This window comes from Pseudodonghicola flavimaris (assembly GCF_030164425.1).
GTDB lineage: Bacteria > Pseudomonadota > Alphaproteobacteria > Rhodobacterales > Rhodobacteraceae > Pseudodonghicola > Pseudodonghicola flavimaris.
Map to the genome: position 1 here is coordinate 217,676 of NZ_JASNJD010000006.1, position 23,089 is coordinate 240,764.

Annotated in this window: 22 protein-coding genes; 7 read left to right on the top strand and 15 right to left on the bottom strand. The window is 66.4% G+C overall.

The annotated features are described in order from the left end of the window. Positions 1-36: 36 nt before the first annotated feature. From QO033_RS10480 to QO033_RS10490, 3 genes are read right to left on the bottom strand one after another with little or no spacing between them, the layout of a single operon-like run. Positions 37-465, bottom strand: a complete 429-nt coding sequence (locus QO033_RS10480) for an MAPEG family protein (RefSeq protein WP_284480912.1) — start codon at positions 463-465, stop codon at positions 37-39. Beyond that, entirely contained in the window at positions 462-2,591 is a 2,130-nt protein-coding gene (gene scpA / locus QO033_RS10485) for a methylmalonyl-CoA mutase (protein ID WP_284480913.1), read from the bottom strand. Before scpA ends, QO033_RS10480 begins: the two co-directional genes overlap by 4 nt. Continuing rightward, a complete protein-coding gene (locus tag QO033_RS10490) occupies positions 2,554-3,492 on the bottom strand; it encodes a hypothetical protein (RefSeq protein ID WP_284480914.1) in 939 nt (312 codons plus the stop codon). Before QO033_RS10490 ends, scpA begins: the two co-directional genes overlap by 38 nt. Before the next feature lie 177 nt (positions 3,493-3,669). On the opposite strand from QO033_RS10490, the gene QO033_RS10495 reads away from it, so the two are divergent. Then, complete coding sequence (locus QO033_RS10495) at positions 3,670-4,113, top strand: DUF4174 domain-containing protein (RefSeq protein WP_284480915.1); 444 nt, start codon at positions 3,670-3,672, stop codon at positions 4,111-4,113. 102 nt (positions 4,114-4,215) lie between these two features. Here the strand turns inward: QO033_RS10495 and QO033_RS10500 are convergent, their stop codons facing one another. From QO033_RS10500 to QO033_RS10525, 6 genes are all read right to left on the bottom strand, one after another. Beyond that, positions 4,216-6,261: an acetyl-CoA carboxylase biotin carboxylase subunit gene (locus QO033_RS10500; RefSeq protein WP_284480916.1), complete on the bottom strand. Its 2,046-nt coding sequence runs from the start codon at positions 6,259-6,261 to the stop codon at positions 4,216-4,218. A 137-nt stretch (positions 6,262-6,398) separates the two neighbouring features. Beyond that, positions 6,399-6,596 (bottom strand): hypothetical protein, encoded by a 198-nt coding sequence (locus QO033_RS10505; protein ID WP_284480917.1) that lies wholly within the window; start codon positions 6,594-6,596, stop codon positions 6,399-6,401. A 352-nt stretch (positions 6,597-6,948) separates the two neighbouring features. Then, positions 6,949-7,293 carry a hypothetical protein gene (locus QO033_RS10510; RefSeq protein ID WP_284480918.1) on the bottom strand — a complete coding sequence of 115 codons (345 nt, stop codon included), beginning with the start codon at positions 7,291-7,293 and terminating at the stop codon, positions 6,949-6,951. Positions 7,294-7,362: 69 nt separating this feature from the next. Further along, a complete protein-coding gene (locus tag QO033_RS10515; RefSeq protein WP_284480919.1) occupies positions 7,363-7,506 on the bottom strand; it encodes a hypothetical protein in 144 nt (47 codons plus the stop codon). A 214-nt stretch (positions 7,507-7,720) separates the two neighbouring features. Further along, entirely contained in the window at positions 7,721-8,239 is a 519-nt protein-coding gene (locus tag QO033_RS10520) for a DUF6497 family protein (RefSeq protein ID WP_284480920.1), read from the bottom strand. A 247-nt stretch (positions 8,240-8,486) separates the two neighbouring features. Then, a complete protein-coding gene (locus QO033_RS10525) occupies positions 8,487-10,019 on the bottom strand; it encodes an acyl-CoA carboxylase subunit beta (protein WP_284480921.1) in 1,533 nt (510 codons plus the stop codon). Positions 10,020-10,261: 242 nt separating this feature from the next. Here QO033_RS10525 and QO033_RS10530 point away from each other — a divergent pair, with 242 nt between their 5' ends. The 3 genes from QO033_RS10530 to QO033_RS10540 all read left to right on the top strand — a co-directional run bounded on the left by QO033_RS10530 (position 10,262) and on the right by QO033_RS10540 (position 14,396). Then, the gene (locus QO033_RS10530) at positions 10,262-11,656 is read left to right on the top strand and encodes a M10 family metallopeptidase (RefSeq protein ID WP_284480922.1); all 1,395 of its coding nucleotides are present in this window, start codon (positions 10,262-10,264) and stop codon (positions 11,654-11,656) included. A 33-nt stretch (positions 11,657-11,689) separates the two neighbouring features. Continuing rightward, positions 11,690-12,919, top strand: coding sequence for a multidrug effflux MFS transporter (locus QO033_RS10535; RefSeq protein WP_284480923.1), 1,230 nt, complete (start codon positions 11,690-11,692; stop codon positions 12,917-12,919). Positions 12,920-12,995: 76 nt separating this feature from the next. Continuing rightward, positions 12,996-14,396: a helix-turn-helix domain-containing protein gene (locus tag QO033_RS10540; protein ID WP_284480924.1), complete on the top strand. Its 1,401-nt coding sequence runs from the start codon at positions 12,996-12,998 to the stop codon at positions 14,394-14,396. 71 nt (positions 14,397-14,467) lie between these two features. Here QO033_RS10540 and QO033_RS10545 read toward each other — a convergent pair whose 3' ends face one another. From QO033_RS10545 to QO033_RS10565, 5 genes are all read right to left on the bottom strand, one after another. Then, complete coding sequence (locus tag QO033_RS10545; RefSeq protein WP_284480925.1) at positions 14,468-14,707, bottom strand: YdcH family protein; 240 nt, start codon at positions 14,705-14,707, stop codon at positions 14,468-14,470. Positions 14,708-14,807: 100 nt separating this feature from the next. Next, complete coding sequence (gene betC / locus QO033_RS10550) at positions 14,808-16,316, bottom strand: choline-sulfatase (protein ID WP_284480926.1); 1,509 nt, start codon at positions 16,314-16,316, stop codon at positions 14,808-14,810. Next, the gene (gene betI / locus QO033_RS10555; protein WP_284480927.1) at positions 16,313-16,885 is read right to left on the bottom strand and encodes a choline-binding transcriptional repressor BetI; all 573 of its coding nucleotides are present in this window, start codon (positions 16,883-16,885) and stop codon (positions 16,313-16,315) included. Before betI ends, betC begins: the two co-directional genes overlap by 4 nt. Positions 16,886-17,031: 146 nt before the next feature. After that, positions 17,032-17,949 (bottom strand): DMT family transporter, encoded by a 918-nt coding sequence (locus QO033_RS10560; RefSeq protein ID WP_284480928.1) that lies wholly within the window; start codon positions 17,947-17,949, stop codon positions 17,032-17,034. A gap of 52 nt (positions 17,950-18,001) precedes the next feature. Further along, entirely contained in the window at positions 18,002-18,592 is a 591-nt protein-coding gene (locus QO033_RS10565; RefSeq protein WP_284480929.1) for a LysE/ArgO family amino acid transporter, read from the bottom strand. An 89-nt stretch (positions 18,593-18,681) separates the two neighbouring features. Here QO033_RS10565 and QO033_RS10570 point away from each other — a divergent pair, with 89 nt between their 5' ends. Both QO033_RS10570 and QO033_RS10575 read left to right on the top strand, forming a co-directional pair. Continuing rightward, a complete protein-coding gene (locus QO033_RS10570; RefSeq protein ID WP_284480930.1) occupies positions 18,682-19,572 on the top strand; it encodes a LysR family transcriptional regulator ArgP in 891 nt (296 codons plus the stop codon). A gap of 30 nt (positions 19,573-19,602) precedes the next feature. Then, the gene (locus QO033_RS10575; protein ID WP_284480931.1) at positions 19,603-20,295 is read left to right on the top strand and encodes a nitroreductase family protein; all 693 of its coding nucleotides are present in this window, start codon (positions 19,603-19,605) and stop codon (positions 20,293-20,295) included. Between the two features lie 94 nt (positions 20,296-20,389). Here the strand turns inward: QO033_RS10575 and QO033_RS10580 are convergent, their stop codons facing one another. Next, positions 20,390-21,130, bottom strand: coding sequence for a YebC/PmpR family DNA-binding transcriptional regulator (locus QO033_RS10580; RefSeq protein ID WP_284480932.1), 741 nt, complete (start codon positions 21,128-21,130; stop codon positions 20,390-20,392). Positions 21,131-21,272: 142 nt separating this feature from the next. On the opposite strand from QO033_RS10580, the gene QO033_RS10585 reads away from it, so the two are divergent. Next, a complete protein-coding gene (locus tag QO033_RS10585) occupies positions 21,273-23,045 on the top strand; it encodes an SLC13 family permease (RefSeq protein WP_284480933.1) in 1,773 nt (590 codons plus the stop codon). Positions 23,046-23,089: the final 44 nt, after the last annotated feature.

A 23,089-nucleotide genomic window follows, 5' to 3' on the forward strand; every position in this document is an offset into this window, starting at 1 on the left:
AGGCCGCGGTATCGGCGGACACAAGGCCCCCCGCGCTCAGCCCAGCCAGAGCCAGCCAGCGCGGACCGTGGCGAGCAGGCTGGGGATCAGACTTGCGGCAAAGGCGGCCCCACGCAGCCCCGCGTGGCTGCCCGCCCCCCAGGCCAGCAGCCGTGCCAGCGCCAGCGCCAGCCCCAGCAGAATCACCGTCCAGCCGCCGAGACTGAGCGCGACGAAGGGCCAAAGCGCCAGACCGAGGACGATCATCGCCCCGGTCTCGGCGATCCGCCCGGCCGGGGCCCGACCCAGGCCCTGCGCGATCAGCTGCGCCGCCAGCACCAGCCCCGGCGCCAGCAATGCCCCGGGCACGGCCACCGGCGCTGGCAGATAGGGCAGATCCGCGGCCAGCGGCAGAAACACGACCGCCAGCGCCCAGAGGGTGCCGGCGGTCCAGGCGGTCAGAGCAATCCGGCCTGTGCCGGTCACCCGCGCGCCTCGCGGATCAGTTTCAGGATATCCTGGGCCGCGTGCGGGATATTGGTGCCCGGCCCGAAGATCGCCTTGACGCCGTGGTCATAGAGGAACTGGTAATCCTGCTGCGGGATTACCCCGCCGCAGATCACGATGATATCCTCCGCGCCCTGAGCCTTCAGCGCCTCGACCAGCTGCGGCGCCAGCGTCTTGTGACCGGCCGCCTGCGACGAGATGCCGACGACATGCACGTCGTTGTCGATGGCATCCTGCGCCGCCTCTTCCGGGGTCTGGAACAGCGGACCCACATCGACGTCGAAACCGATATCGGCAAAGGCGGTGGCGATCACCTTGGCACCGCGGTCGTGCCCGTCCTGGCCCATCTTGACCACCAGCATCCGCGGCCGGCGACCTTCGTCCTCGGCGAAATCCTCGACCGCCTTCTGGATCGCGGCAAAGCCTTCGTCGCCCTCGTAGGCGGCGCCGTAGACCCCGGCCAGCGTCTTCACCTCGGCGCGGTGACGGCCGAACACCTTTTCCATTGCCATGCTGATTTCCCCAACAGATGCACGGGCACGCGCGGCCTCGACCGCCGCCTCCAGCAGATTGCCCCCCTCCTTAGCGCGCCGCTCCAGCTCGGCCAGCGCGGCATCGCAGGCGGCCTGATCGCGGCTGCCACGGATCGATTCCAGCCGGGCGATCTGGCTTTCGCGCACCTTGACGTTGTCGACATCGAGGATGTCGATCGGCTCTTCCTTGTCCTTGCGGTACTTGTTGACGCCGACGATCACCTCTTCGCCGCGGTCGATCATCGCCTGCCGCTTGGCCGCCGATTCCTCGATCCGGAGCTTCGGCATGCCGGAGGCCACGGCCTTGGTCATGCCGCCCATCTCCTCGACCTCCTGCATCAGCGCCCAGGCCTTCTCGATCAGGTCGTTGGTCAGGCTCTCGACATAATAGGAGCCGGCCAGCGGATCGACCACATGGGTGATGCCGGTTTCCTCCTGCAGGATCAGCTGGGTGTTCCGTGCGATCCGGGCGGAGAAATCGGTGGGCAGCGCGATCGCTTCATCGAGCGCGTTGGTGTGCAGCGACTGGGTGCCGCCGAGCACCGCCGAGAGCGCCTCGTAGGCGGTTCGGATCACGTTGTTATAGGGGTCCTGCTCCTGCAGCGACACGCCGGAGGTCTGGCAGTGGGTGCGCAGCATCTTGGACCGTTCGCTCTGGGCGCCGAATTCCGTCATCACCCGGTGCCACAGGGTCCGCGCCGCGCGCAGTTTGGCAGCCTCCATGAAGAAATTCATGCCGATGGCGAAGAAGAAGCTCAGCCGGCCGGCGAATTTGTCGACATCCATGCCGGCGTTGATCGCCGCGCGAACGTATTCGCGGCCATCCGCCAGGGTATAGGCCAGCTCCTGCACCAGGTTCGCGCCCGCCTCCTGCATGTGGTAGCCGGAGATCGAGATCGAGTTGAACTTGGGCATCTCGTTCGAGGTGTATTCGATGATGTCCGAGATGATCCGCATCGACGGCTCGGGCGGATAGATATAGGTGTTGCGAACCATGAACTCCTTCAGAATGTCGTTCTGAATGGTGCCCGCCAGCAGCGCCTTGTCATGGCCCTGTTCCTCACCGGTGACGATGAAGCTGGCCAGGATCGGGATCACCGCGCCATTCATCGTCATCGACACCGAAACCTTGTCGAGCGGAATGCCGTCGAACAGGATTTTCATGTCCTCGACGGAATCGATCGCCACGCCGGCCTTGCCGACATCGCCGACGACGCGGGGGTGGTCGCTGTCATAGCCGCGGTGCGTGGCCAGGTCGAAGGCCACCGAGACGCCCTGCTGACCGGCGGCCAGGTTGCGGCGGTAGAAGGCATTCGATTCCTCGGCCGTCGAAAAACCGGCATACTGACGGATGGTCCAGGGGCGGCCGGCGTACATGGTCGCCTTCACCCCACGGGTGAAGGGCGCGAAGCCCGGCAGCGTCCCCATATGCGCCAGACCTTCGGTGTCCTCGTCGGTATAGAGCGGCTTGACCTTGATGCCTTCCAGCGTGGTCCAGTCCAGCTCCTCCAACGGGCGGCCGCGCAGCTCTTTCTCAGCCAGCGCCTGCCAGTCGTCGATCTTCTTCGTCATCGCGTCTTCCTCTTGTCGCAACCAGGGACGACGGGGTCAGGCCCACCGCCCGTTTCTTGTCCGGGTCGTCGGCCAGCCGGGCAAGCCCGCCGGCCCCGCCGTGGATCCACATCAGATCATCGGCGTAAATCTCGCGCAGCTGCGCCGCCTCGGCCTCGGCGAAGGGGCGCCAGCGGTCGTTGCCGCCGGGCAGCTCCGCCGCCTGCTCGGGCGGCAGCCAGGCGCGCAGCTCGGCCAGGCGCGGGGTGGCGTTCAGCCAGCCGCGGGCATGGGTTCTGGGCGGCTCCAGCTCGGTCAGCGCCTGCAGTTGCGCCTCCGGCCGGCCGCCGAAGGTTTCGAACGGCAGGATCAGCAGCTCGGCCTCCGGCATGGCACAGGCGACCTCCTCGATCACATCGCGCCAGCCACGCGGATTCGCCGCCAGCCGCTTCAGCGCCGTCGGCGCCGGCAGCGCCGCGCCCCGGGTGATCGACTGTGCCAGCGCCGCGGCCCAGTAGGCATCGAGTGCGCGGATGTTCAGGGCCAGGGTGACATGGTACCCCTCGAAGGCCTGCGCCAGCCGCGACAGCCGCTCCCCCAACCCGCAATAGAGATCGGCCATGCGCAGATTCGCCCGCACCGAGCCCATCATCGCCGGGTCGCTGACGATCAGCCGGGTACCGCCAGCCTCTGCACAATGCGTCAGGTTCATCCGGATCCGGCCCACCGCGCGGCGCACGGCGGCCGCGTTCGGCGGCGCCCCCGCCCCCGGCAGCAGCCCGAAGAACAGCGCGTGGCGGGTGCGGCGCGGCCCCCAGACCTCGGTTCCCTGCCGCTGCAGCCGCTCTGCGTTGCACCACAGATAATCCTGGAAACTGGTGGTGGCGCAGAGATGCGCGCCGATGTGCAGAATCACGTCCATCGCCGTTTTCGTCCTTGAATCCACAGCCGCCCCAGCCGGCCGTTTCGCGGGGAATGGCACCACTGTCATGCCCAACCCCTGACGAAGCGATTAACGTTAAACTTTTCTCGGACCTCGGTGCCCCTGCCAGTCGCATTCGCTGCGGTTCGGCCTATATTGGCCCCGACAGGAGATTCAATGACCCGTATCCTTGCCCTTGTTCTTTTGGCATTTCTGCCGCTGAGCGCCCTGGCCGCCGAGACCGAGACCCCAGTGCCGCAGGCCCTGATCCAGCCGGCGGGCGACACCGCGCTGGACAGCTTTCTCTGGCTGAACCGCCCCATCGTGGTTTTCGCCGATACCGCCAGCGATCCGCGGTTCATCGACCAGATCGCCATGCTGGAGGCCGAGGCCGACCGGCTGCGCGAACGCGATGTGGTGGTCCTGACCGATATCGATCCCGGCACCCGCAGCCCGGCCCGGCAAAAGCTGCGTCCGCGCGGCTTCCAGATCGTGCTGATCGACAAGGATGGCGGCGTCATGCTGCGCCGGCCCTTCCCGCAAAGCGTGCGGGAGATAACCCGGTCGATCGACAAGACCCCGCTGCGCCAGCGCGAGATCGAGGAACGGCGCGGCCAGTAAGGGCCACGCCCCGGACCCTCCGGCCGGCACACCGCCCCCGCCCCGGCGCAACCACGCGCCGGATCGGGGAAAGAGCGATCTGCCAGCCGTCCGATCATGGAGTTATTCGAACTCCATGATCACATCGTCCACCGCCAGGCTGTCGCCCGGGGCGGCGTTGACTTTGGAGACCACGCCCTTGCGCTCGGCACGCAGGATGTTTTCCATCTTCATCGCCTCGACGGTGCAGAGCGCCTGACCTTCCTGCACCTCTTCGCCGACCTCGACATTGACCTTCACGATCAGGCCGGGCATCGGGCAGAGCAGCAGTTTCGAGGTATCGGGCGGCAGTTTCTCCGGCATCAGCTTGGCCAGTTCCGCCTGACGCGGGCTGCGCACATGCACCTTCAGGTCGGCGCCACGGCTGCGCACGCGGAAGCCCTGGGTGATCTCGCCGACCTTCAGCACCAGCGTTTCGCCGTCGACGGTGATCATCGCCAGCTGATCGCCCGGGGTCCAGTCGCTGGCGACCCGGTGTTTCGAGCCATCCTCGAAGGACACGGTGGAGCCTTCGGGATCGGCCTTGATGCTGACCGCGAAATCCTCGCCCTGCAGGCTGACCACCCAGTTTTCGCCGACATGGCGTTCGTGGTTGTCCATCCGCCCCGACACGCGCGAGCGACGGATTTCGGCCACCCGGTGCATCGCCGCGGCGCTGGCGGCGATCCGGCGCAGGTCCAGCTCCGGCAGGGTCACCCCGTCGAAGCCCTCGGGATATTCCTCAGCGATGAAGGCGGTGGTCATGTCGCCGGACACGAATTTCGGATGATCCATCACCGCCGACAGGAACGGCAGGTTATGGCCGATGCCCTCGACCTCGAAACTGTCGAGCGCGACGCGCATCGCCTCGATCGCCTCGGACCGAGTCGGCGCCCAGGTGCAGAGCTTGGCGATCATCGGGTCGTAATACATCGAGATCTCGCCGCCCTCGTAGACGCCGGTATCGTTGCGCACGGCGGTGTCGCCCGCGGGCGCATCCCCCTGCCATTTGCCGTTGACCAGCAGCGGGCCGGCGGCCTGTTCGACCGGCGGACGATAGCGCGACAGCCGGCCGATCGAGGGCAGGAAGTTGCGGTAAGGGTCTTCGGCATAAAGCCGGTTCTCGATCGCCCAGCCGGTCAGCTTCACATCGTCCTGGGTGATCGACAGCGGCTCGCCACCAGCGACGCGGATCATCTGCTCGACCAGGTCGATGCCAGTGATCAGCTCGGTCACCGGGTGTTCCACCTGCAGGCGGGTGTTCATTTCCAGGAAGTAGAAGTTCTTCGACCCGTCGACGATGAATTCCACCGTACCGGCGCTGGCATAGCCCACCGCCTTGGCCAGGGCCACGGCCTGTTCGCCCATCGCCTTGCGAGTGGCCTCATCGAGGAACGGGCTCGGCGCCTCTTCGACGACCTTCTGGTTGCGGCGCTGGATCGAACATTCGCGCTCGCCCAGATAGATGCCGTTGCCATGCGCGTCGCAGAGCACCTGAATTTCGATGTGGCGCGGCTGGGTGACGAATTTCTCGATGAAGATTCGGTCGTCGCCGAAGGAGTTCGCCGCCTCGTTCTTCGAGCTCTCGAAGCCCTCGCGCGCCTCCTGTTCGTTCCAGGCGATCCGCATGCCCTTGCCGCCACCGCCGGCGGAGGCCTTGATCATCACCGGATAGCCGATCTCGCCGGAGATCTTCACCGCTTCGTCGGCATCCTCGATCAGCCCCATGTAGCCGGGCACCGTCGACACGCCGGCATCCTGCGCGATCTTCTTCGAGGTAATCTTGTCACCCATCGCCTCGATCGCCTTGACCGGGGGGCCGACGAAGGCGACGCCCTCGGCTTCCAGCGCTTCGGCGAACTTGGGGTTCTCCGACAGGAAGCCATAGCCCGGGTGCACCGCCTGGGCGCCGGTCTGGCGGATCGCATCCATGATCTTGTCGATCACGATATAGGACTGGTTCGCCGGCGGCGGGCCGATATGCACCGCCTCATCCGCCATCTCCACATGCAGCGCATTCTTATCTGCATCGGAATAGACAGCGACCGTGCTGATCCCCATCTTGCGGGCGGTCTTGATGACCCGGCAGGCGATTTCGCCGCGGTTTGCGATCAGGATTTTATTGAACATTCCAGTCCCTTCCAATACGGGGCCGGCGCGCAGCCGCCCGGCCCGAAGCAAAAGAAAGACCACCGGAGCGGTCCGCCCCGATGGTCTCAGATAGATCTGCGGCGGGCCCCGCGGCCCGCACGAAGAAGGTCAGCCGATCAGCACAGCCCGGCGTCGTCGCAGAGCGCACCGCCTGCCGCGCCGATCGCGGCGCCAGCCGCGACGTTGTGATCGAAGGCATCGGCAGCGATCGCACCGACCGCCGCCCCTGCGAGCGCCCGTTCGCCATCGTTGTCGAGGCAGCCTGCCAGCGCCAGAAGCGCGCCCGGCAGAACGAGAAGCTTGAGTTTACGCATTTTCCTGCAATCCCTGTCCATCTGTGGAGTCTGTCCTCCATATCGGCACGAACCGCGGCGAATTCAATCGTTTCGGGTCCCCGCACGAGCTGATCGGCAGGCTCTTGCCCACATGGCAACCCATTGGGATCAAAAAAGAAAACGGGCAGGCCGGCGCACAGCGCCCGCACCTGCCCGGTCAGGAAAGGGGATCGGAACAGATGAATGCCGTCACGCGATGCGACCTCGGTGCGCGGCAACAGGGCCACGCTGCCCCAGCCTGCCCCGCAAGCCAAGCGCGACGATGCCACCCCCCCCGTTTGGGCCGGATTTCGCCGGTTTCGGGCCGGTGTCTGCAAGAACCCGCCGAGGGTCATCCGAAGACCTCCGGGAAAGATTGCCGCGCGACTTCGACATCGATCTGCAGCAGCGCCTCATAGCTCGCCGGATCGAAGGGATCCTCCGCCGGGATCACCTCGCGCCCGAACAGCCAGCTCAGCCGGCCGGCATCGAGGTTGCCGCGTTCGAAAGGTTCGTCGCCAAACTGATCCCAGAGCGCCTGCATGAACCCCGCGTCGGCGCGCCGGTCGGCAGGCCTGCGGTCGCTGAAACGCTCGCGCCGGGTGAGCGGTGTCACCCCCTTGGGATTGGCACGACGGATGGTGAATTGGAAATCGGTGCCGGCCAGACGGCCGGGGAACCCACGGTGCTTCAGCATGACTGCCCTCCGGTCCCGGGGCGGGCAGCGACGGACGGGGCCAGCCGCAGGGCCGGCCCCGTGACGCGTTTACTTGTATTTTCCGGTGAAGGCCGGCTCGACCGAGATAGGCTCGGGCTCGACCACGACATATTCCTCTTTCGGGGAGTTGTCGCAGGCCGCAAGGGTGGCCACGAAGCCCACCGCTGCGAGGAAATGGATGCTCTTCGACATCTGGTTCTCCTGATTATGGGTGCGAAACCAACAGGGCAGAGATGCCCCGCCTGCCTCAGCTTCACGTCAACGGTCGCTGTTCCGCGACCCGCGCCAATCATAATCTGGTTCCCTTCCGAAATACATCCGCAGACCGCCGCGCAGGCGGTTTGTGGCTGCAATGTCGCACCCGCGCCGACGCGCGCACTCAAACCCGCGGGATCCGGTTTCGCCATCAGAACGCCTCCCAGACGCAACGGGTTTTCTCAGGCCGGTAGGTTTCGAAATACTGCACCGCCGCCGGGTCCGCGGTGCCGAAATCCAGCGCCCGGTCCGACAGGGAAATCACCACCCGCGCCGGGGCCAGATCGTGCTCGGCGAGATAGGGCAGCACGAACCGCTGGCACAAATCGTCGATATCCCCGGCGCTGGCCTCCTGCACAATATGACCGAGCTGCGGGGCGACGAAGCGGAACCGGGCCCAGAGCGCACCGGGCGCATCGTCCAGCAGAACTTCCTGCAGGGTGACGGTCTGGCCCGACGGCACGGCGATGGCCGTACCGGCGCCCGAGGTCGCGGCACAGGCGGCAGAGGTCAGCAACACAGATGACAACAGGGAAACGGCGGGCAGACCGACGATCTGGGTGAATCCGCAGCCCCGACCCCACCATTGCTGGCGGGCTCCTCCTGCCGGGGCTGCGTGCGCAACGCGGAACCCCCGTCGCGCTGTCCGGTATCCGCTGGGCGGGATCATTGCGCGACTCCTTGCGGAAAGTCAAACGCCGAAATCGTCGGACGAGAAATATTATATCTCTCTTCACGCATTTTTCGATTGATCCTTGCCGAACCGGCCACACATGCGCAGTCCCGGCCGCCGGGGCGGCAGAGATCGGCATGGCATATGCGGCACAGGGTCATGGCGGGAGCTCCGGACTCAGACACTCAGGGCCGGAGCCCCTCCCCGGGCTCCGGCAGGATCGGACGCCCCGAAGGGCGACCGTTTACAGCGGGATGTTGTCGTGCTTCTTCCAGGGATTGCTCAGCTGCTTGTTGCGCAGGCTGGCAAAGGCCCGGCTGACCCGGCGACGGGTCGAGCGCGGCTGGATCACCTCATCGATGAAGCCACGCTCGGCGGCGACGAAGGGGTTGGCGAAGCGGTCTTCGTAATCCTTGGTCCGCGCCGCGATCTTCTCCGGATCGCCCAGTTCGGAGCGATAGAGGATCTCCGTCGCGCCCTTGGCCCCCATCACCGCGATCTCGGCGGTGGGCCAGGCATAGTTGAAATCGCCGCGCAGGTGTTTGGAGGCCATAACGTCATAGGCGCCGCCATAGGCCTTGCGGGTGATCACGGTAACCTTCGGAACGGTGGCTTCGCCATAGGCGAACAGCAGCTTGGCGCCATGCTTGATGACCCCGCCATATTCCTGGCTGGTCCCCGGCAGGAAGCCCGGCACGTCAACGAAGGTCAGGATCGGGATTTCGAAGCAATCGCAGAAGCGCACGAAGCGCGCCGCCTTGCGGCTGGAATCGATGTCCAGACAGCCGGCCAGAACCATCGGCTGGTTGGCAACGACGCCCACGGTCTGGCCTTCCAGACGGATGAAACCGGTGATGATGTTCTTGGCGTAATCGGCCTGGATTTCATAGAAATCGGCCTCGTCCGCGACCTTCAGGATCAGCTCCTTCATGTCGTAGGGCGTATTCGCGTTTTCCGGCACCAGCGTATCGAGGCTGTGCTCCACCCGACCCGGTTCATCGAAGAAGGGACGAACCGGCGGCTTTTCACGGTTGTTGAGCGGCAGGAAATCCACCAGCCGGCGAATTTCGCTCAGCGCTTCGACGTCATTTTCGAAGGCGCCGTCGGCGACCGAGGATTTCCGGGTGTGAGTCGAGGCGCCGCCCAGCTCTTCGGCGGTGACCACCTCGTTGGTGACAGTCTTCACCACATCGGGGCCGGTGACGAACATGTAGGAGCTGTCTTTCACCATGAAGATGAAGTCGGTCATCGCCGGGGAATAGACCGCGCCGCCGGCACAGGGGCCCATGATCACCGAAATCTGCGGCACCACACCGGAGGCCATGATATTGCGCTGGAACACATCGGCATACCCGGCGAGCGAGGCGACACCTTCCTGAATCCGGGCGCCGCCGGAATCGTTGATGCCGATCACCGGCGCGCCGTTCTGCACCGCCATGTCCATGATCTTGCAGATCTTTTGCGCGTGGGTTTCGGACAGGGAGCCGCCGAAGACCGTGAAATCCTGGGAGAAGACATAGACCATGCGACCGTTGATGGTGCCCCAGCCGGTCACCACGCCATCGCCATAGGGGCGCTGGTCCTGCATGCCGAAATCGGTGCAGCGGTGCGACACGAACATATCGAACTCTTCAAAGCTGCCATCGTCCAGCAACAGATCGATCCGCTCGCGCGCGGTCAGCTTGCCACGGGCGTGCTGCGCATCGATCCGCTTCTGCCCACCGCCCAGCCGGGCGGCTTCGCGGCGCTCTTCCAGCTCCGAAAGAATGTCCTTCATGGTGCGTATCCCCTATAAGATTTCGTCAGACCATATAGCTGCCGCGCGCGACACCAAAGCGAAATTCGGCAAATTTGCAAAGCTAAGAAAATTACCCTTAGCTAACTCGCAAAACTGCAAATTTCACCGCCTCCGCAGATTTCTTTCGCATCACGGCCAAAGTTTGTTACGTTCAGGACCCGATTGGCATGTTTTCATCATGAATCATACCCCATCGACCCCAAGCAGCGAGGGATGAAACAATGCTGACGCGCGCAGAAATCCTCGAAGGCCTGCAATTCCCCCTGGTGGGATCGCTCAACCCGATGAACACCACTGGCGCGGCCCGGCTGACGATCAGCTATCAATACGCCGGCACCACGGAACCGGTCGATCTGCCCACCAGCAGCACCTACACCGGCTGGACCGCCTTCACCGCCGCGGAGAAGAGCGCCTTCGAAGCGGCGCTGGCGCATATCGAGACCTTCCTGAATGTCGAATTCGTCGAAGTCACCGGTCTCTCCGATCCCGATCTGAACGTCGGCAAAGTGACGCTTCCCGGCACCACCACCGGCTATGGCGGCTACTCGCTCAGCTATGACCCGCCAAGCGGCGACATCACCGAATACGACAGCTACGTGGTTTACGACAACACGCTGGACGTGAGCGATCAGGCCAGCCTGCTGCTGCATGAACTGGGGCACGCGCTGGGGCTGAAGCACCCGTTCTCCTCCCCCGCCCTGCCGATGGACTACGACAACAACAAATACAGCATCATGTCCTACACCGATAACCCGGACAACGGGCTGGAAAGCGATGTGATGATGCTGTTCGACGTCTATGCGCTGCAGGATATCTGGGGCGCGGCCGGCTATAATCCCGGCGACACCAGCTATACCGCCCCGCGCAGCGAGACGGTCGATCTGATCTGGGACACCGGCGGCACCGACAGCCTCGATGCCCGCGGCCGCGGCCACGATGTCACGCTGTCGCTGGCGGCTGGCAGTTTCTCCAGCTTCGACACCACCGACGATGTGGTGATCGCCTTCGACACCACCATCGAAAACGCCTATGGCGGCGATGGCGACGATCATCTGACCGGCAGCGGCGGCAAGAACCTGCTGTCGGGCGGCCGCGGCGCCGACGATCTGCGCGGCCGGGGCGGCAACGACGTGCTGCGGGGCGGTCTGGACGACGACACCCTGTTCGGCGGCTCCGGCAAGGACACACTCAAGGGCGACGGCGGCAACGACAGGATGATCGGCGACGGCGGCGACGACACGCTGAAGGGCGGCAGCGGCCGGGACCTGCTGAACGGCAAGGCCGGCAAGGACACCTTGCTGGGCGGCAACGGCAACGACACGCTGAAGGGCGGGCTCGGTGCCGATATCCTCAAGGGCAATCGCGGCAAGGATACCCTGCGCGGTCAGGGCGGCGACGACAAATTCGTCTTCGCCAAGGGCGACGGCACCGACACCATCGCCGATTTCGAGGCGGGCGCGGACCGCATCCAGATCAACCGGCTGGGCGATCTCGCCACCGTTATGGACGCCGCCAGCCAGATCGGCGCCGATGTCGTCTTCGATTTCGGTGGCGGCGACACGCTGACTGTTGTAAATACAACTATAAGCGCGTTGGGCGACGATATTTACGCCTGACAGCAGAACCCAGTTTCATACGAACGGCACTCCATGGCGAATTTGCAGGAGCCCGCCGGGCCCCGCACACCCTTGGCGGGCCCCCGCACTCCGCCCCATATCGGCACCCTGATTCTGCTCTCTGGCCTGTCGGCGCTGGCAATGAATATCTTCTTGCCCAGCCTGCCGAGCATGGCGGCCCATTTCCACACCGACTACGGGATGATGCAGCTTTCGGTGGCGCTCTATCTGGCGGTCACCGCGGTGGTGCAGATCCTGATCGGCCCCGTCTCGGACAAGATGGGGCGGCGGCCGGTGATCCTCTGGGGCATCGCCCTCTATCTTGCCGCGACGCTGATCTGCATCGTCGCCCCCACGGTCGAGCTGTTCCTGCTGGCCCGGATGGGACAGGCGGCGGCGGTGGTCGGCATGGTGCTGAGCCGCGCGGCGGTGCGCGATCTCTACAGCTCGGAACAATCGGCCAGCATGATCGGCTATGTCACCATGGGCATGGCTGTGGTGCCGATGCTGGGGCCGGTCGTCGGCGGGATGCTGGACCAGCTCTGGGGCTGGACCGCGAATTTCTGGGCGCTGGCGCTGATGGGCGCCCTGACCCTGTGGCTGACCTACGCCGACTTCGGGGAAACCGCGCACAAGAGCGGCAAGACCCTGATCGGCCAGTTCCGGGAATACCCCGAATTGCTGCGCTCGCCGCGGTTCTGGGGCTATTCGCTGTCGTCGGCCTTCTCCGCTGGCGCCTTTTACGCCTACCTGGGCGGCGCCCCCTTCGTCGGATCGCAGGTCTACGGGCTGGAGCCCGGACGGCTCGGCCTCTATTTCGGGGCGCCGGCGGTGGGGTATTTCGTCGGCAACTTCCTGTCCGGGAAATTCGCCATCCGGCTCGGGGTCAACCGCATGGTGCTGATCGGCTGCCTGGTGGTCACTGGCGGGGTGCTGGCCTCGATGGCGCTGATGACCACCGATCTCGGCTCGGCCGAAAGCTTCTTCGGACTGATGGTGATCGTCGGGCTCGGCAACGGGCTGGCGCTGCCCAGTGCCACTGCCGGCGCCCTGTCGGTGCGGCCACATCTGGCCGCCACCGCCTCCGGCCTCAACGGCGCGGTGATGCAGGGCGGCGGCGCCGGGCTCAGCGCGCTGGCAGGCGCGTTGCTGACCCCGGACACCGGTGCCTGGCCCCTGCTGTTCATGATGCTGGCCAGCTCGATCCTCGGGGTCGCCGCCATCGTCCTGGTGATGCTGCGCGAACGTCAGCTGGGCCTGTGACGGGGGTTGCCCCCGCGGGTTTGCAAATATACCCTTCGCGCATCGCAAATCAGCAAAGACGGCTCTCGTCCCCGCCATGGCTCCGCAAAAACTCTACGCCGGTGCGAAACTGCGCGAGATGCGCACGCGGCTCGGCCTGACGCAGAAGGAATTCGCCTCCAAGCTCGGAGTGTCGCTGCCCTATCTCAACCAGATGGAGAACAACAACCGCCCGGTGAGCACCACCGTGGTGCTGGCGCTGGCTCAGGAGTTCGGCATGGATGTGACCGAGCTGTCGACCGGCGACAGCGAACGTCTGGTCAGCGACCTGCGCGAGGTACTGGCCGACCCGGTCTTTGCCGATGCGGCGCCGCCGCTGGCCGATCTCCGGCTCACCGCCTCCAATGCGCCGGCGCTGGCGCGGGCGTTTCTGGCGCTGCACCGCAGCTATCGCCAGACCCATGAACGGCTCGCCTCGCTGGACGAGGCACTGGGGCGCGAGGATGCCCGGCTGCAGGCCAGCCCCTGGGAAGAGGTGCGGGACTTCTTCCACTACTGCGACAATTACATCGACGCGGTCGACCGCGCGGCAGAGAATTTCGCCCAGCAGGCGCAGGCCCCCGGCCAGATGCGCGAGACCGCGCTGGCGGCGCTGGAGACCATGGGCATCCGGGTCGAACTGGCCGATATCGGACCGATGCGGCTGTATGATTCCGAAGCCCGGCACCTGCGGCTGTCCACCCGGCTGGCGCCGCAGACTCAGGCCTTTCAGATGCTGCTGCAACTGGCCCTGCTGCAACAGGACAAACTGCTGGAAGCGACGCTGGATTTCGCCCGTTTCCACAGCGACGAGGCCCGCGCCATCGCCAAGATCGGCCTGGCCAATTACTTCGCCGGCGCGGCGCTGCTGCCCTATGGCCGCTTTCTCGCCGCCGCGCAGGAAACCCGCCACGATCTGGAGCTGCTCAGCGCCCGGTTCGGCGCCTCGATCGAACAGGTGGCGCACCGGCTCTCCACCCTGCAGCGGCCCGGCGCCAAGGGCATCCCGTTCTTCTTCGCCCGGGTCGATCAGGCCGGCACCATCACCAAGCGGCACAGCGCCACGCGGCTGCAATTCGCCCGGTTCGGCGGCGCCTGCCCGCTGTGGAACGTGCACCGCGCCTTTGAGACGCCGGGCCAGTTCCTGCGCCAGTTGGCGGAGACGCCAGACGGGGTGCGTTATATCAACCTGGCCCGCGACGTCTCCAAACCCGGCGGCAGCTTCGGCGCGCCGGTGCGCCGCTATGCCATCGCGCTGGGATGCGAGGTGCGCCATGCTGACGCGCTGGTCTATGCCGATACGCTGGATGTGACCAATGCCAGCGCCTATGAGCCGATCGGCATCTCCTGCCGGATCTGCGAACGCAAGATCTGCCACCAGCGCTCCGTCCCGCCGCTGGAACGACGGCTGAGCATCGACGCCAATCAGCGCGGCGTCCTGCCCTATGAGGTGAACTGAGCCCGCGTCCCGGAACGCAAAACGCGCGGACCTTGCGGACCGCGCGCTGCGATGTCGTCAGATCCTCCGGCTTACTCGGCCGACAGGATCCCCCAGATTTCGTCTTTCAGGGCCGCGCGCTTCTTGCGCATGTCAACTTCGGCCAGCTCTTCGACCGGCTCGACATTGGTTTCGGCCCGGTGCACCGCGCGGTTCACCTCGTGGTATTCCTCGACCAGCTTGGCGAAATGCGCGTCGCTCAGCTTCAGCTCGGCGATCTGTGCGGCCTGTTCGGGAAACTCTTCGACCAGCTCGTGCGGGGTATGGGTCATCTGTTCGCTCCTTCCAACGTTCGGTGTCGCTATACCCTATGGATCGGCGGTGTCCACCACATTGACGCGGATCAACTGGCCACCGCCGATGCCCCGTTTTTCACTCGCCGCGCGGGAACCGCTGCCCCTCTTCCAGCACGTTGAGATCCATGTGATTGCGCATGAACCGTTCCGAGGCCTGCTGCAGCGGCTGATAATCCCATGGGTAATAGCCGCCCTGCCGCAACGCCTCGTAGACCACCCAGCGACGGGCCTGGCTGGCGCGCACATCGGCATCGAACCGGTCCAGCTCCCAGCGCGCGTCGGCCATCGCCCGGAACTCCGCCAGGGTGGCGGCATGGGCGGGATCAGAGGCCAGATTGCTCAGCTCGAACGGGTCGCTCTCCAGATCGAAAAGCTGCTCGGGATCGAGCACGCAGCGGGTGTATTTCCAGCGGCCCTGCCGCAGGCAGATCAGCGGCGCGTCGGAGGCCTCGGCGGCATATTCCAGCGCCACCGGGCTATCGCGCCGCGCGCCCCGCGCCAAGGGCCCCAGATCCTCGCCATCGATCCAGGGCGCGACCTCGTCCAGCGGAACGCCGGCCAGCGCCGCCAGCGTCGGCGACACGTCGAGGGTGGAGACCGGCGTCTCGATCCGCACCGCCGGCAGATCGGGGGCGGAGATCATCAGCGGCACCCGGGCGGAGCCTTCGTAGAAGTTCATCTTGAACCACAGCCCACGCTCGCCCAGCATGTCGCCGTGATCGGAGAGGAAGACCACGATCGCCTCCTGCCGGGTATCCTCCAGCACCTGCAGAATCTCGCCGATCTTGTCGTCGAGATAGGAGATATTGGCGAAATAGGCCCGGCGGGAGCGTTCGATGTCCCGCGGGGTGATATCGAAGCTGTGCCAGTCGTTGGCGTCGAAGATACGCTTGGAATGCGGGTCCTGCTCCTCATAGGGGATCGCCGGAATCTCCGGCTGCAGATGATCGCAATCGGCATAGAGATCCCAGTATTTCTTCCGTGCCACATAAGGATCGTGCGGATGGGTGAAGCTGACGGTGACGCACCACGGCCGGTCGTCCTTGCCGCGCGCCAGATCATAGAGCTTGGCCTTCGCGTGATAGGCGACCTCGTCATCGTATTCGAGCTGATTGGTGATCTCCGCCACCCCCGCCCCGGTGACCGAGCCCATGTTGTGATACCACCAGTCGATCCGCTCGCCCGGCTTGCGATAATCCGGGGTCCAGCCGAAATCGGCCGGATAGATGTCGGTGGTCAGCCGTTCCTCGAACCCGTGCAGCTGATCGGGACCGACGAAATGCATCTTGCCCGACAGGCAGGTGTAATAGCCCGCCCGCCGCAGATGGTGGGCATAGGTCGGGATATCGCTGCGGAACTCCGCCGCGTTGTCATAGACGCCGCTGCGCGACGGCAGTTGCCCGGACATGAAGCTGGCCCGCCCCGGCGCGCAGAGCGGCGAGGCGGTATAGGCATTGGCGAAACAGGTCGACCGCGCGGCCAGCTTGCGCAGGTTCGGCACATGCAGCCAGTCGACCGGGCCGTCGGGAAACAGCGTGCCGTTCAGCTGATCAACCATCAGGATCAGGATATTGGGTCGGGTCATTTGCGATCTCCGCACAGATTGGCCAGCACCGTCAGCGCCTGGCGTTCGGCCTGCGCCGGGCTCAGTTCCGGATCGAGCGCCGCGCGGATATAGAGCCCGTCGATCAAGGCCCCCAGCGTGTCGGCCGCCGCCGCCGGCCTGGGACAGACCGGGCGCAGCGCGTGGATCAGGTTGGAGCGCAGCCGCAGGTGATAGATTTGCCACAGCCGCAGCGCCTGTGGATTGCTCTGCGCCATGACGTAGAAACACATCCAGGCGCCTACCGCCTCGGGGGTGAAGCTGGAGCCGCCGAAACAGGCCCGCACGATGGCCGCCGCCCGCCCCTCGCGCGGAACCCCCTTCAGCTCGCGGCGTACCTCGGCAACGAAATCCGACAGGATCCGGCGCATCGCCGCGAGAAAGATCTGGTCCTTGCCGCCGAAGTAGTGATGCGCCAGCGCGCTGGAGACGCCGGCGCGGCGGGCGATCTGGCTGACGGTCACATCCAGCGTGCCCGCGGCCCCGAGCTCGGCAATCGTGGCGCGCACCAGCGCATCGCGGCGAATGGGTTCCATTCCCTGTTTCGGCATGACCGTCGTTCCTCCTATGGTCGCAGGACGCTATGTGCTGGAAACTGACCCGTCAATCAACTTCCCTGCCCGCGACCGGCCAGCAGCCGCCCACCGTCGCCGGCTGACCGGATCGGCCGCGCTCTGCCCACAATGCAGGCCCGATGTCAGCCCTTGGTGGCGGTGACCGGCGGGGTCACGTTGCGCCGCCGCAGCACCGCCTCGCGCCAGGTGATGAAGCTGATCGCCGCCAGGATCATGCCGGCTCCGACCAGCACCCAGAAATCGACGCTCTCGTGAAACAGCAAGACCCCCATCAGCGTCGCCCAGACCAGCTGCAGGAAGGTCACCGGCTGGGTCACCGTCAGCGGCGCCGCCCGCATCGCCAGGGTCATCAGATAATGGCCGGCGGTGGCGAAACAGGCGACCCCCAGCAGCATCAGCAGTTCGGTCGCCGTCGGCGTCACCCAGACCACGGCGGCGAAGGGCGCCAGCCCCAGCGTCACCCAGACCGACAGCATGCTGACCACCACCGCCGGGCTGATCTGATCGGTCAGCACCTTGGCCAGCAGGTAAGATCCGCTGAACACCGTCGCGGCGATGAGCATCGCCAGATGGCCCGGCTCGATCTCGCGAAAGCCCGGGCGCAGGATCACCACGGCGCCCAGCAGCGCCACGCCGATGGCGGCGATCCGGCGGAAGGCCAGATGCTCTTTCAGAAACAGCGCCGCGCCGATGGTCACGAAGATCGGCGACAGGTAGTTCAGCGCCGTCAGCTCGGCCAGCGGAATGCGGGTCATCGCGAAGAACCACAGCATCACCCCGCCCGAATGCAGCAGACCGCGCAGCGCGAAAAGCCCCATCACTTTGGGCGTGAACCGCGTGTTCAGGATTGGCCGCAGCATCGGCAGCAGAAAGATCAGCCCCATGGCATAGCGCAGAAAGGCAGCCTGCGGCGCCGGGATACGCGGCCCCAGCGCCTTGACCAGCGCGGTCATCACCACGAAGACCAGCCCGGCCGCCAGCATCCAGAGGACACCATGCAGGGGGCGGGAGGATGCGGGAGCGGCTACGGTTTGTGTCATACCTCCGGTTGAACACGCATTCGACCGCCGGCACAAGCCTCCGCAAACGCTCTCACATCAGGATCAGCCGCAGCGCGATGGCCCACATCACCAGCCCGATCCCGGCGTCAAGCAGCCGCCAGGCCCCCGGCCGCGCCAGCAGCGGCGCCAGCAACCGGGCGCCATAGGCCAGCGCGAAGAAGAAGACCAGGCTGGCGGCGCTTGCCCCCAGGGCAAATCCGAAGCGGTCCTCGTATTGCGCCGAAACCGAGCCGATCAGCACTACGGTATCGAGGTAGACATGCGGGTTGAGCCAGGTCAGCGCCAGGCAAGTGGCCAGCGTCGCCCGCAACCCGCGCCCGCCGGTCGCCGTCGCCTGCATCGCTGCCCCGCCCCGCGCCGCCGCGATCAGGTTGCGCCCGCCATAGGCCAGCAGGAAGGCCGCCCCGCCCCAGCGCATCAGCGGCGCGAACCAGGTGGCCAGCCGGCCCATGCCGCCGACCCCGGCAGCAATCAGAACCGCATCGGAGAGCGCGCAGGTCAGCGCCACCCAGAGCACATGCTCGCGCCGCAGCCCCTGCCGCAGCACGAAGGCGTTCTGCGCCCCGATCGCCAAGATAAGGCTGAGCCCGAGCGCAAAGCCCGGCAGGATGGCGGCGGTCATGGTCGGCTCCCTTCGTTGGTCGGGGTTTGACTAGACAGCAGCGCACGATTACTCCAGTTAAAGATATTCAATTCAGTTTAGCAGTTCTAATGCAGTTCGACGCCCCCCAGCTCGCCGCCCTCGCCGCCATCCTGCGCCACGGCAGTTTCGAGGCCGCCGCCGCAGATCTGGGCGTTACTCCCTCGGCGATCTCGCAACGCATCAAGGCGCTGGAGGAACGGGTCGGCGCCGCCCTGATCCGCCGCGCCACCCCCTGCACCGCCACGCCGGCCGGCGCCCGGCTGGCCAAACACGCCGAGGACATCGGTCTGCTCGAAGCCCAGCTCAGCCGCGATCTGGCGCTGGAGCCCGGCCCCGGTGCCGCCCGGCTGCGGCTGGCGGTCAATGCCGACAGCCTCTCCACCTGGTTCATTCCCGCCATGGCCGGCACCGCCGATCTGCTGTTCGATCTGGTGATCGACGATCAGGACCACAGCGCCGACTGGCTGCGGCAGGGTGCGGTCAGCGCCGCCGTCTGTGCCGAGGCCGCCGCGGTGGCCGGCTGCGATGCCCATCCGCTGGGCGCGCTGCGCTATATCGCCACCGCCAGCCCCGCCTTCATGGCCCGCTGGTTCGCCGATGGGGTCACCCCGGCGGCGCTGGCGCGGGCGCCCTGCATGATCTTCAACGCCAAGGACGCGCTGCAGCGCCAGTGGATCGAGACCACCTTCGGCCAGAGGCTGAACCCGCCGGCGCATTACCTGCCCTCCTCCACCGCCTTTGTCGACGCCGCCCTCGCCGGGCTGGGCTGGGGGATGAACCCCCTCTGCCTGGTGGAAGAGCCCTTGCGCCGCGGCGCGCTGGTGCCACTATGGCCCGACCGGCCGCTCGACATCGCGCTGAGCTGGCAGGTCAGCCGGGTCATGGCCCCGGCCCTGCGACCGCTGACACGGGCGGTGCGCCGGGCCGCCGCCACGGTGCTGATCCCGCCGGCGCCCTAGGGCGGTCCGCGAACCGGGAGGAGAAGACCGATGATTTCCAAGGACCAGCTCCGCTACGAAGCGGTGCCGCTGCCGCATCGGGCGCGGATGGATGACGAGCAGATGCTGCTGAGCGCCGAGGCTTTCCACGACCAGATGCGCCGGCGCCACAGCGTGCGCAACTATTCCGACCGCCCGGTGCCGCGGGCGGTGATCGAAAGCTGCCTGCGCACCGCCGGCACCGCCCCCTCCGGTGCCAATCATCAGCCCTGGCATTTCGCCGCCATCGCCGATCCGGCGCTGAAACAGCAGATCCGTGCCGAGGCGGAAGCCGAAGAGCGCCGCTTCTACGCCGGCGGCGGTGGCGACGAATGGATCCGGGCGCTGGAACCGATCGGCACAACGGCGGAGAAACCGCATCTGACCCGGGCGCCCTGGCTGATCGTGGTTTTCGCTCAGCGCTGGGGCCGTTTCGAGGATGGCAGCCGTTACAAGAACTATTACGTGCCCGAGAGCGTCAATATCGCCACCGGCATCCTGCTGGCGGCGCTGCATCACGCCGGGCTGGCGGCGCTGACCCATACCCCCAATCCGATGAAATTCCTCAATGCCGCGCTGAACCGGCCGGAGGCGGAGAAACCGACGATGATCATCGCCCTCGGCCACCCGGCGGCCGATGCCACCGTCCCGGCGGCGGCGAAGATCAAGAAACCGCTGGAGGAGATCGCCAGCTTCTTCGACTGAGCGATCGGGGCCCGGCAGGGACAGGGCCCGCTGAAACGACAGACGCCCGGCACATCGGCCGGGCGTCCAAATATTTCGGGATGCCGCGCCGCGATCAGAGCTGCGCCATCACCTCGTCGGAGGCTTCGAAGTTGGTGGTGACCCGCTGCACGTCATCGTCGTCTTCCAGCGCGTCGACCAGCTTCATCAGCTTCTGCATGCTGTCCAGGTCCATTTCGGTCGTGGTGGTGGGCTTCCACACCAGCTTGGTGCTTTCGCTCTCGCCCAGCTCCGCTTCCAGTGCGGTCGCGACCTCGTTCAGGTCGGTATCGGCGCACCAGATCACGTGACCGTCCTCGGAGCTCTCGACATCCTCGGCACCGGCCTCGATCGCCGCCATCATCACGGTATCGGCATCACCGACGCTGGCGGGATAGGTGATCTCGCCCTTGCGCTCGAACATGAAGCCGACCGAGCCGGTCTCGCCCAGGTTGCCGCCGTTCTTGGTGAAGGTCGAACGCACGTTCGAAGCGGTGCGGTTGCGGTTGTCTGTCATCGCCTCGACGATCACCGCCACGCCGTTGGGGCCGTAGCCCTCATAGCGGATTTCCTCGTAATCGTCGCCCTCGCCGCCGGAAGCCTTCTTGATCGCGCGTTCGATGTTGTCCTTCGGCATCGACTGCGATTTGGCTTCCTTGATGGCAAGCCGCAGCCGCGGGTTCTTGTCGGGATCGGGATCGCCCATCTTGGCGGCGACGGTGATCTCTTTGGAGAATTTCGAAAAGAGTTTCGCCCGAACCGCGTCCTGGCGGCCCTTACGATGCTGGATGTTGGCCCATTTGGAGTGCCCGGCCATGGTGCGTCCTCGGTCTGATATATGAATTGGCGGTCATATAGCCGCTTGCCCGGCCCCTGATCAACCCGCCCCGCGCCCGCGGGCGGTCGCCGACACGTCCCTGCCCGGTTGCCCCCGCCCGCTTCGCCGCTAAGCTGGCGTCATGACCACCGATCAGATCATCCTGTTTTCGCTCTTCGTCGCCGTCTTTGCCCTGCTGCTCTGGGGCCGGATCCGCTACGATCTGATCGCCTTCTCGGCGCTGCTGACGGGAGTGGTGCTGGGCGTGGTGCCGACCGACCGGGCGTTTTCCGGCTTCGGCCATCCCGCGACGCTGGTGGTGGCGCTGGTGCTGATCGTCTCCGCCGGGCTGGTCCGCTCCGGCGCGGTGTTCCTGATCACCCGCACCCTGATCGACGCCTCGCGCGGGCTCGGCACCCATATCGTGCTGATGGGCGGCATCGGGGCGGTGCTCTCCGCCTTCATGAACAACGTCGCGGCGCTGGCGCTGCTGATGCCGGTCGATATGCAGACCGCACGCAAGGCCGGGCGCGCCGCCTCCTACACGCTGATGCCGCTGAGCTTCGCCACCATCCTCGGCGGCATGGCCACGCTGATCGGCACGCCCCCCAATATCGTCATCGCCACGATCCGGGAAAACGCGCTCGGTGCGCCCTTCGCGATGTTCGATTTCGCCCCGGTCGGCGGCATCGCGGCGCTGGCGGGGCTGTTCTTCGTCGCGCTCGTCGGCTGGCGGCTGATCCCGGACCGCGGCGAAACCCGCAGCCCGCATTCCGAACTCGCCGCCTATATCGCCGAACTCACCGTGCCCGAGGGCTCCACCCACATCGGCAAGCGCCTGGCCGAGCTCGACGAGATCGCGGAAAAGACCGATGTGGCGATCCTCGGCCTGATCCGCGGCGGCCAGCGTCGGTACGGCCGGGCCTCCAATGCGCTGCTGCGGGCCGGCGATGCGCTGGTGCTGGAGGCCGCGCCCGAGGCGCTCGACGAATTCCGCGCCGCGCTCGGCCTCGCCTTCTCGGATGCCGGGCGGCAGGAAAAGCTGACCGCCGCCGGAGAGGGGCTCGACCTGATCGAGGTGGTGGTGCCCGAAACCGCCCGCATCGCCGGCAAGACCGCCCAGGCCATCGGCCTGGCCTGGCGGCAGAGCACCATCCTGATGGGCATCTCGCGCAGCGGTCAGCCGATCGCCAAGCAGGTCCGCAAGACCGAGGTGCGCCCGGGCGATATCCTGCTGCTGCTCTGCCCGCGCGACCGCGGCCCGGATGTGACCGACTGGCTGGGCTGCCTGCCGCTGGCGGCCCGCGGGCTGAGCGTGACGGCCAGCGACAAGACCTGGCTCGCCATCGGCATGTTCGCCGCCGCCATCGCCGCCGCCAGCTTCGGGCTGATCTATCTGCCGGTGGCGCTGGGGATCGTCGTCATGGGCTATGCGCTGACCGGCATCCTGCCACTGCGCGAGCTTTACGATCACGTCGAATGGCCGGTGGTGGTGCTGCTCGGGTCGATGATCCCGCTGGGCGCGGCGCTCGATGCGTCCGGCGGCACCCGGCTGCTGGCCGACGGGCTGGTGGCGCTGACCGCCGGCTGGCCCGCCTGGGCGGTGCTGACGGTGTTGATGGTGGTGACGATGACGCTGTCGGATGTGCTGAACAACACCGCGACCACCATCGTCGCCGCCCCGGTCGGCATCCAGATGGCGCAGAGCCTGGGGGTGTCGCCCGATCCCTTCCTGATGGCGGTGGCGGTGGCGGCCTCCTCGGCCTTTCTCACCCCCATCGGGCACAAGAACAACACGCTGATCCTCGGCCCCGGCGGCTATCGCTTCGGTGATTACTGGCGCATGGGCCTGCCGCTGGAGGCGCTGATCATCCTGGTCTCGATCCCCGCGATCCTGCTGTTCTGGCCGTTCTGACCCGCCGGACACCGCCCCGCCGCGCGGCCCCCCGTCGCGACCTC

Bases quoted from the DNA above. Each gene is read 5' to 3' on its own strand.
- QO033_RS10525 (WP_284480921.1), bottom strand. From the start codon at position 10,019: ATGAAGGACATTCTTTCGGAGCTGGAAGAGCGCCGCGAAGCCGCCCGG.
- QO033_RS10490 (WP_284480914.1), bottom strand. From the start codon at position 3,492: ATGGACGTGATTCTGCACATCGGCGCGCATCTCTGCGCCACCACCAGT.
- QO033_RS10580 (WP_284480932.1), bottom strand. From the start codon at position 21,130: ATGGCCGGGCACTCCAAATGGGCCAACATCCAGCATCGTAAGGGCCGC.
- QO033_RS10510 (WP_284480918.1), bottom strand. From the start codon at position 7,293: ATGCTGAAGCACCGTGGGTTCCCCGGCCGTCTGGCCGGCACCGATTTC.
- QO033_RS10545 (WP_284480925.1), bottom strand. From the start codon at position 14,707: ATGACCCATACCCCGCACGAGCTGGTCGAAGAGTTTCCCGAACAGGCC.
- betC (WP_284480926.1), bottom strand. From the start codon at position 16,316: ATGACCCGACCCAATATCCTGATCCTGATGGTTGATCAGCTGAACGGC.
- QO033_RS10560 (WP_284480928.1), bottom strand. From the start codon at position 17,949: ATGACACAAACCGTAGCCGCTCCCGCATCCTCCCGCCCCCTGCATGGT.
- QO033_RS10585 (WP_284480933.1), top strand. From the start codon at position 21,273: ATGACCACCGATCAGATCATCCTGTTTTCGCTCTTCGTCGCCGTCTTT.
- QO033_RS10540 (WP_284480924.1), top strand. From the start codon at position 12,996: ATGGCTCCGCAAAAACTCTACGCCGGTGCGAAACTGCGCGAGATGCGC.
- QO033_RS10535 (WP_284480923.1), top strand. From the start codon at position 11,690: ATGGCGAATTTGCAGGAGCCCGCCGGGCCCCGCACACCCTTGGCGGGC.
- QO033_RS10570 (WP_284480930.1), top strand. From the start codon at position 18,682: ATGCAGTTCGACGCCCCCCAGCTCGCCGCCCTCGCCGCCATCCTGCGC.
- scpA (WP_284480913.1), bottom strand. From the start codon at position 2,591: ATGACGAAGAAGATCGACGACTGGCAGGCGCTGGCTGAGAAAGAGCTG.
- QO033_RS10575 (WP_284480931.1), top strand. From the start codon at position 19,603: ATGATTTCCAAGGACCAGCTCCGCTACGAAGCGGTGCCGCTGCCGCAT.
- QO033_RS10520 (WP_284480920.1), bottom strand. From the start codon at position 8,239: ATGATCCCGCCCAGCGGATACCGGACAGCGCGACGGGGGTTCCGCGTT.
- QO033_RS10495 (WP_284480915.1), top strand. From the start codon at position 3,670: ATGACCCGTATCCTTGCCCTTGTTCTTTTGGCATTTCTGCCGCTGAGC.
- QO033_RS10500 (WP_284480916.1), bottom strand. From the start codon at position 6,261: ATGTTCAATAAAATCCTGATCGCAAACCGCGGCGAAATCGCCTGCCGG.
- QO033_RS10505 (WP_284480917.1), bottom strand. From the start codon at position 6,596: ATGCGTAAACTCAAGCTTCTCGTTCTGCCGGGCGCGCTTCTGGCGCTG.
- QO033_RS10530 (WP_284480922.1), top strand. From the start codon at position 10,262: ATGCTGACGCGCGCAGAAATCCTCGAAGGCCTGCAATTCCCCCTGGTG.
- QO033_RS10565 (WP_284480929.1), bottom strand. From the start codon at position 18,592: ATGACCGCCGCCATCCTGCCGGGCTTTGCGCTCGGGCTCAGCCTTATC.
- QO033_RS10515 (WP_284480919.1), bottom strand. From the start codon at position 7,506: ATGTCGAAGAGCATCCATTTCCTCGCAGCGGTGGGCTTCGTGGCCACC.
- betI (WP_284480927.1), bottom strand. From the start codon at position 16,885: ATGCCGAAACAGGGAATGGAACCCATTCGCCGCGATGCGCTGGTGCGC.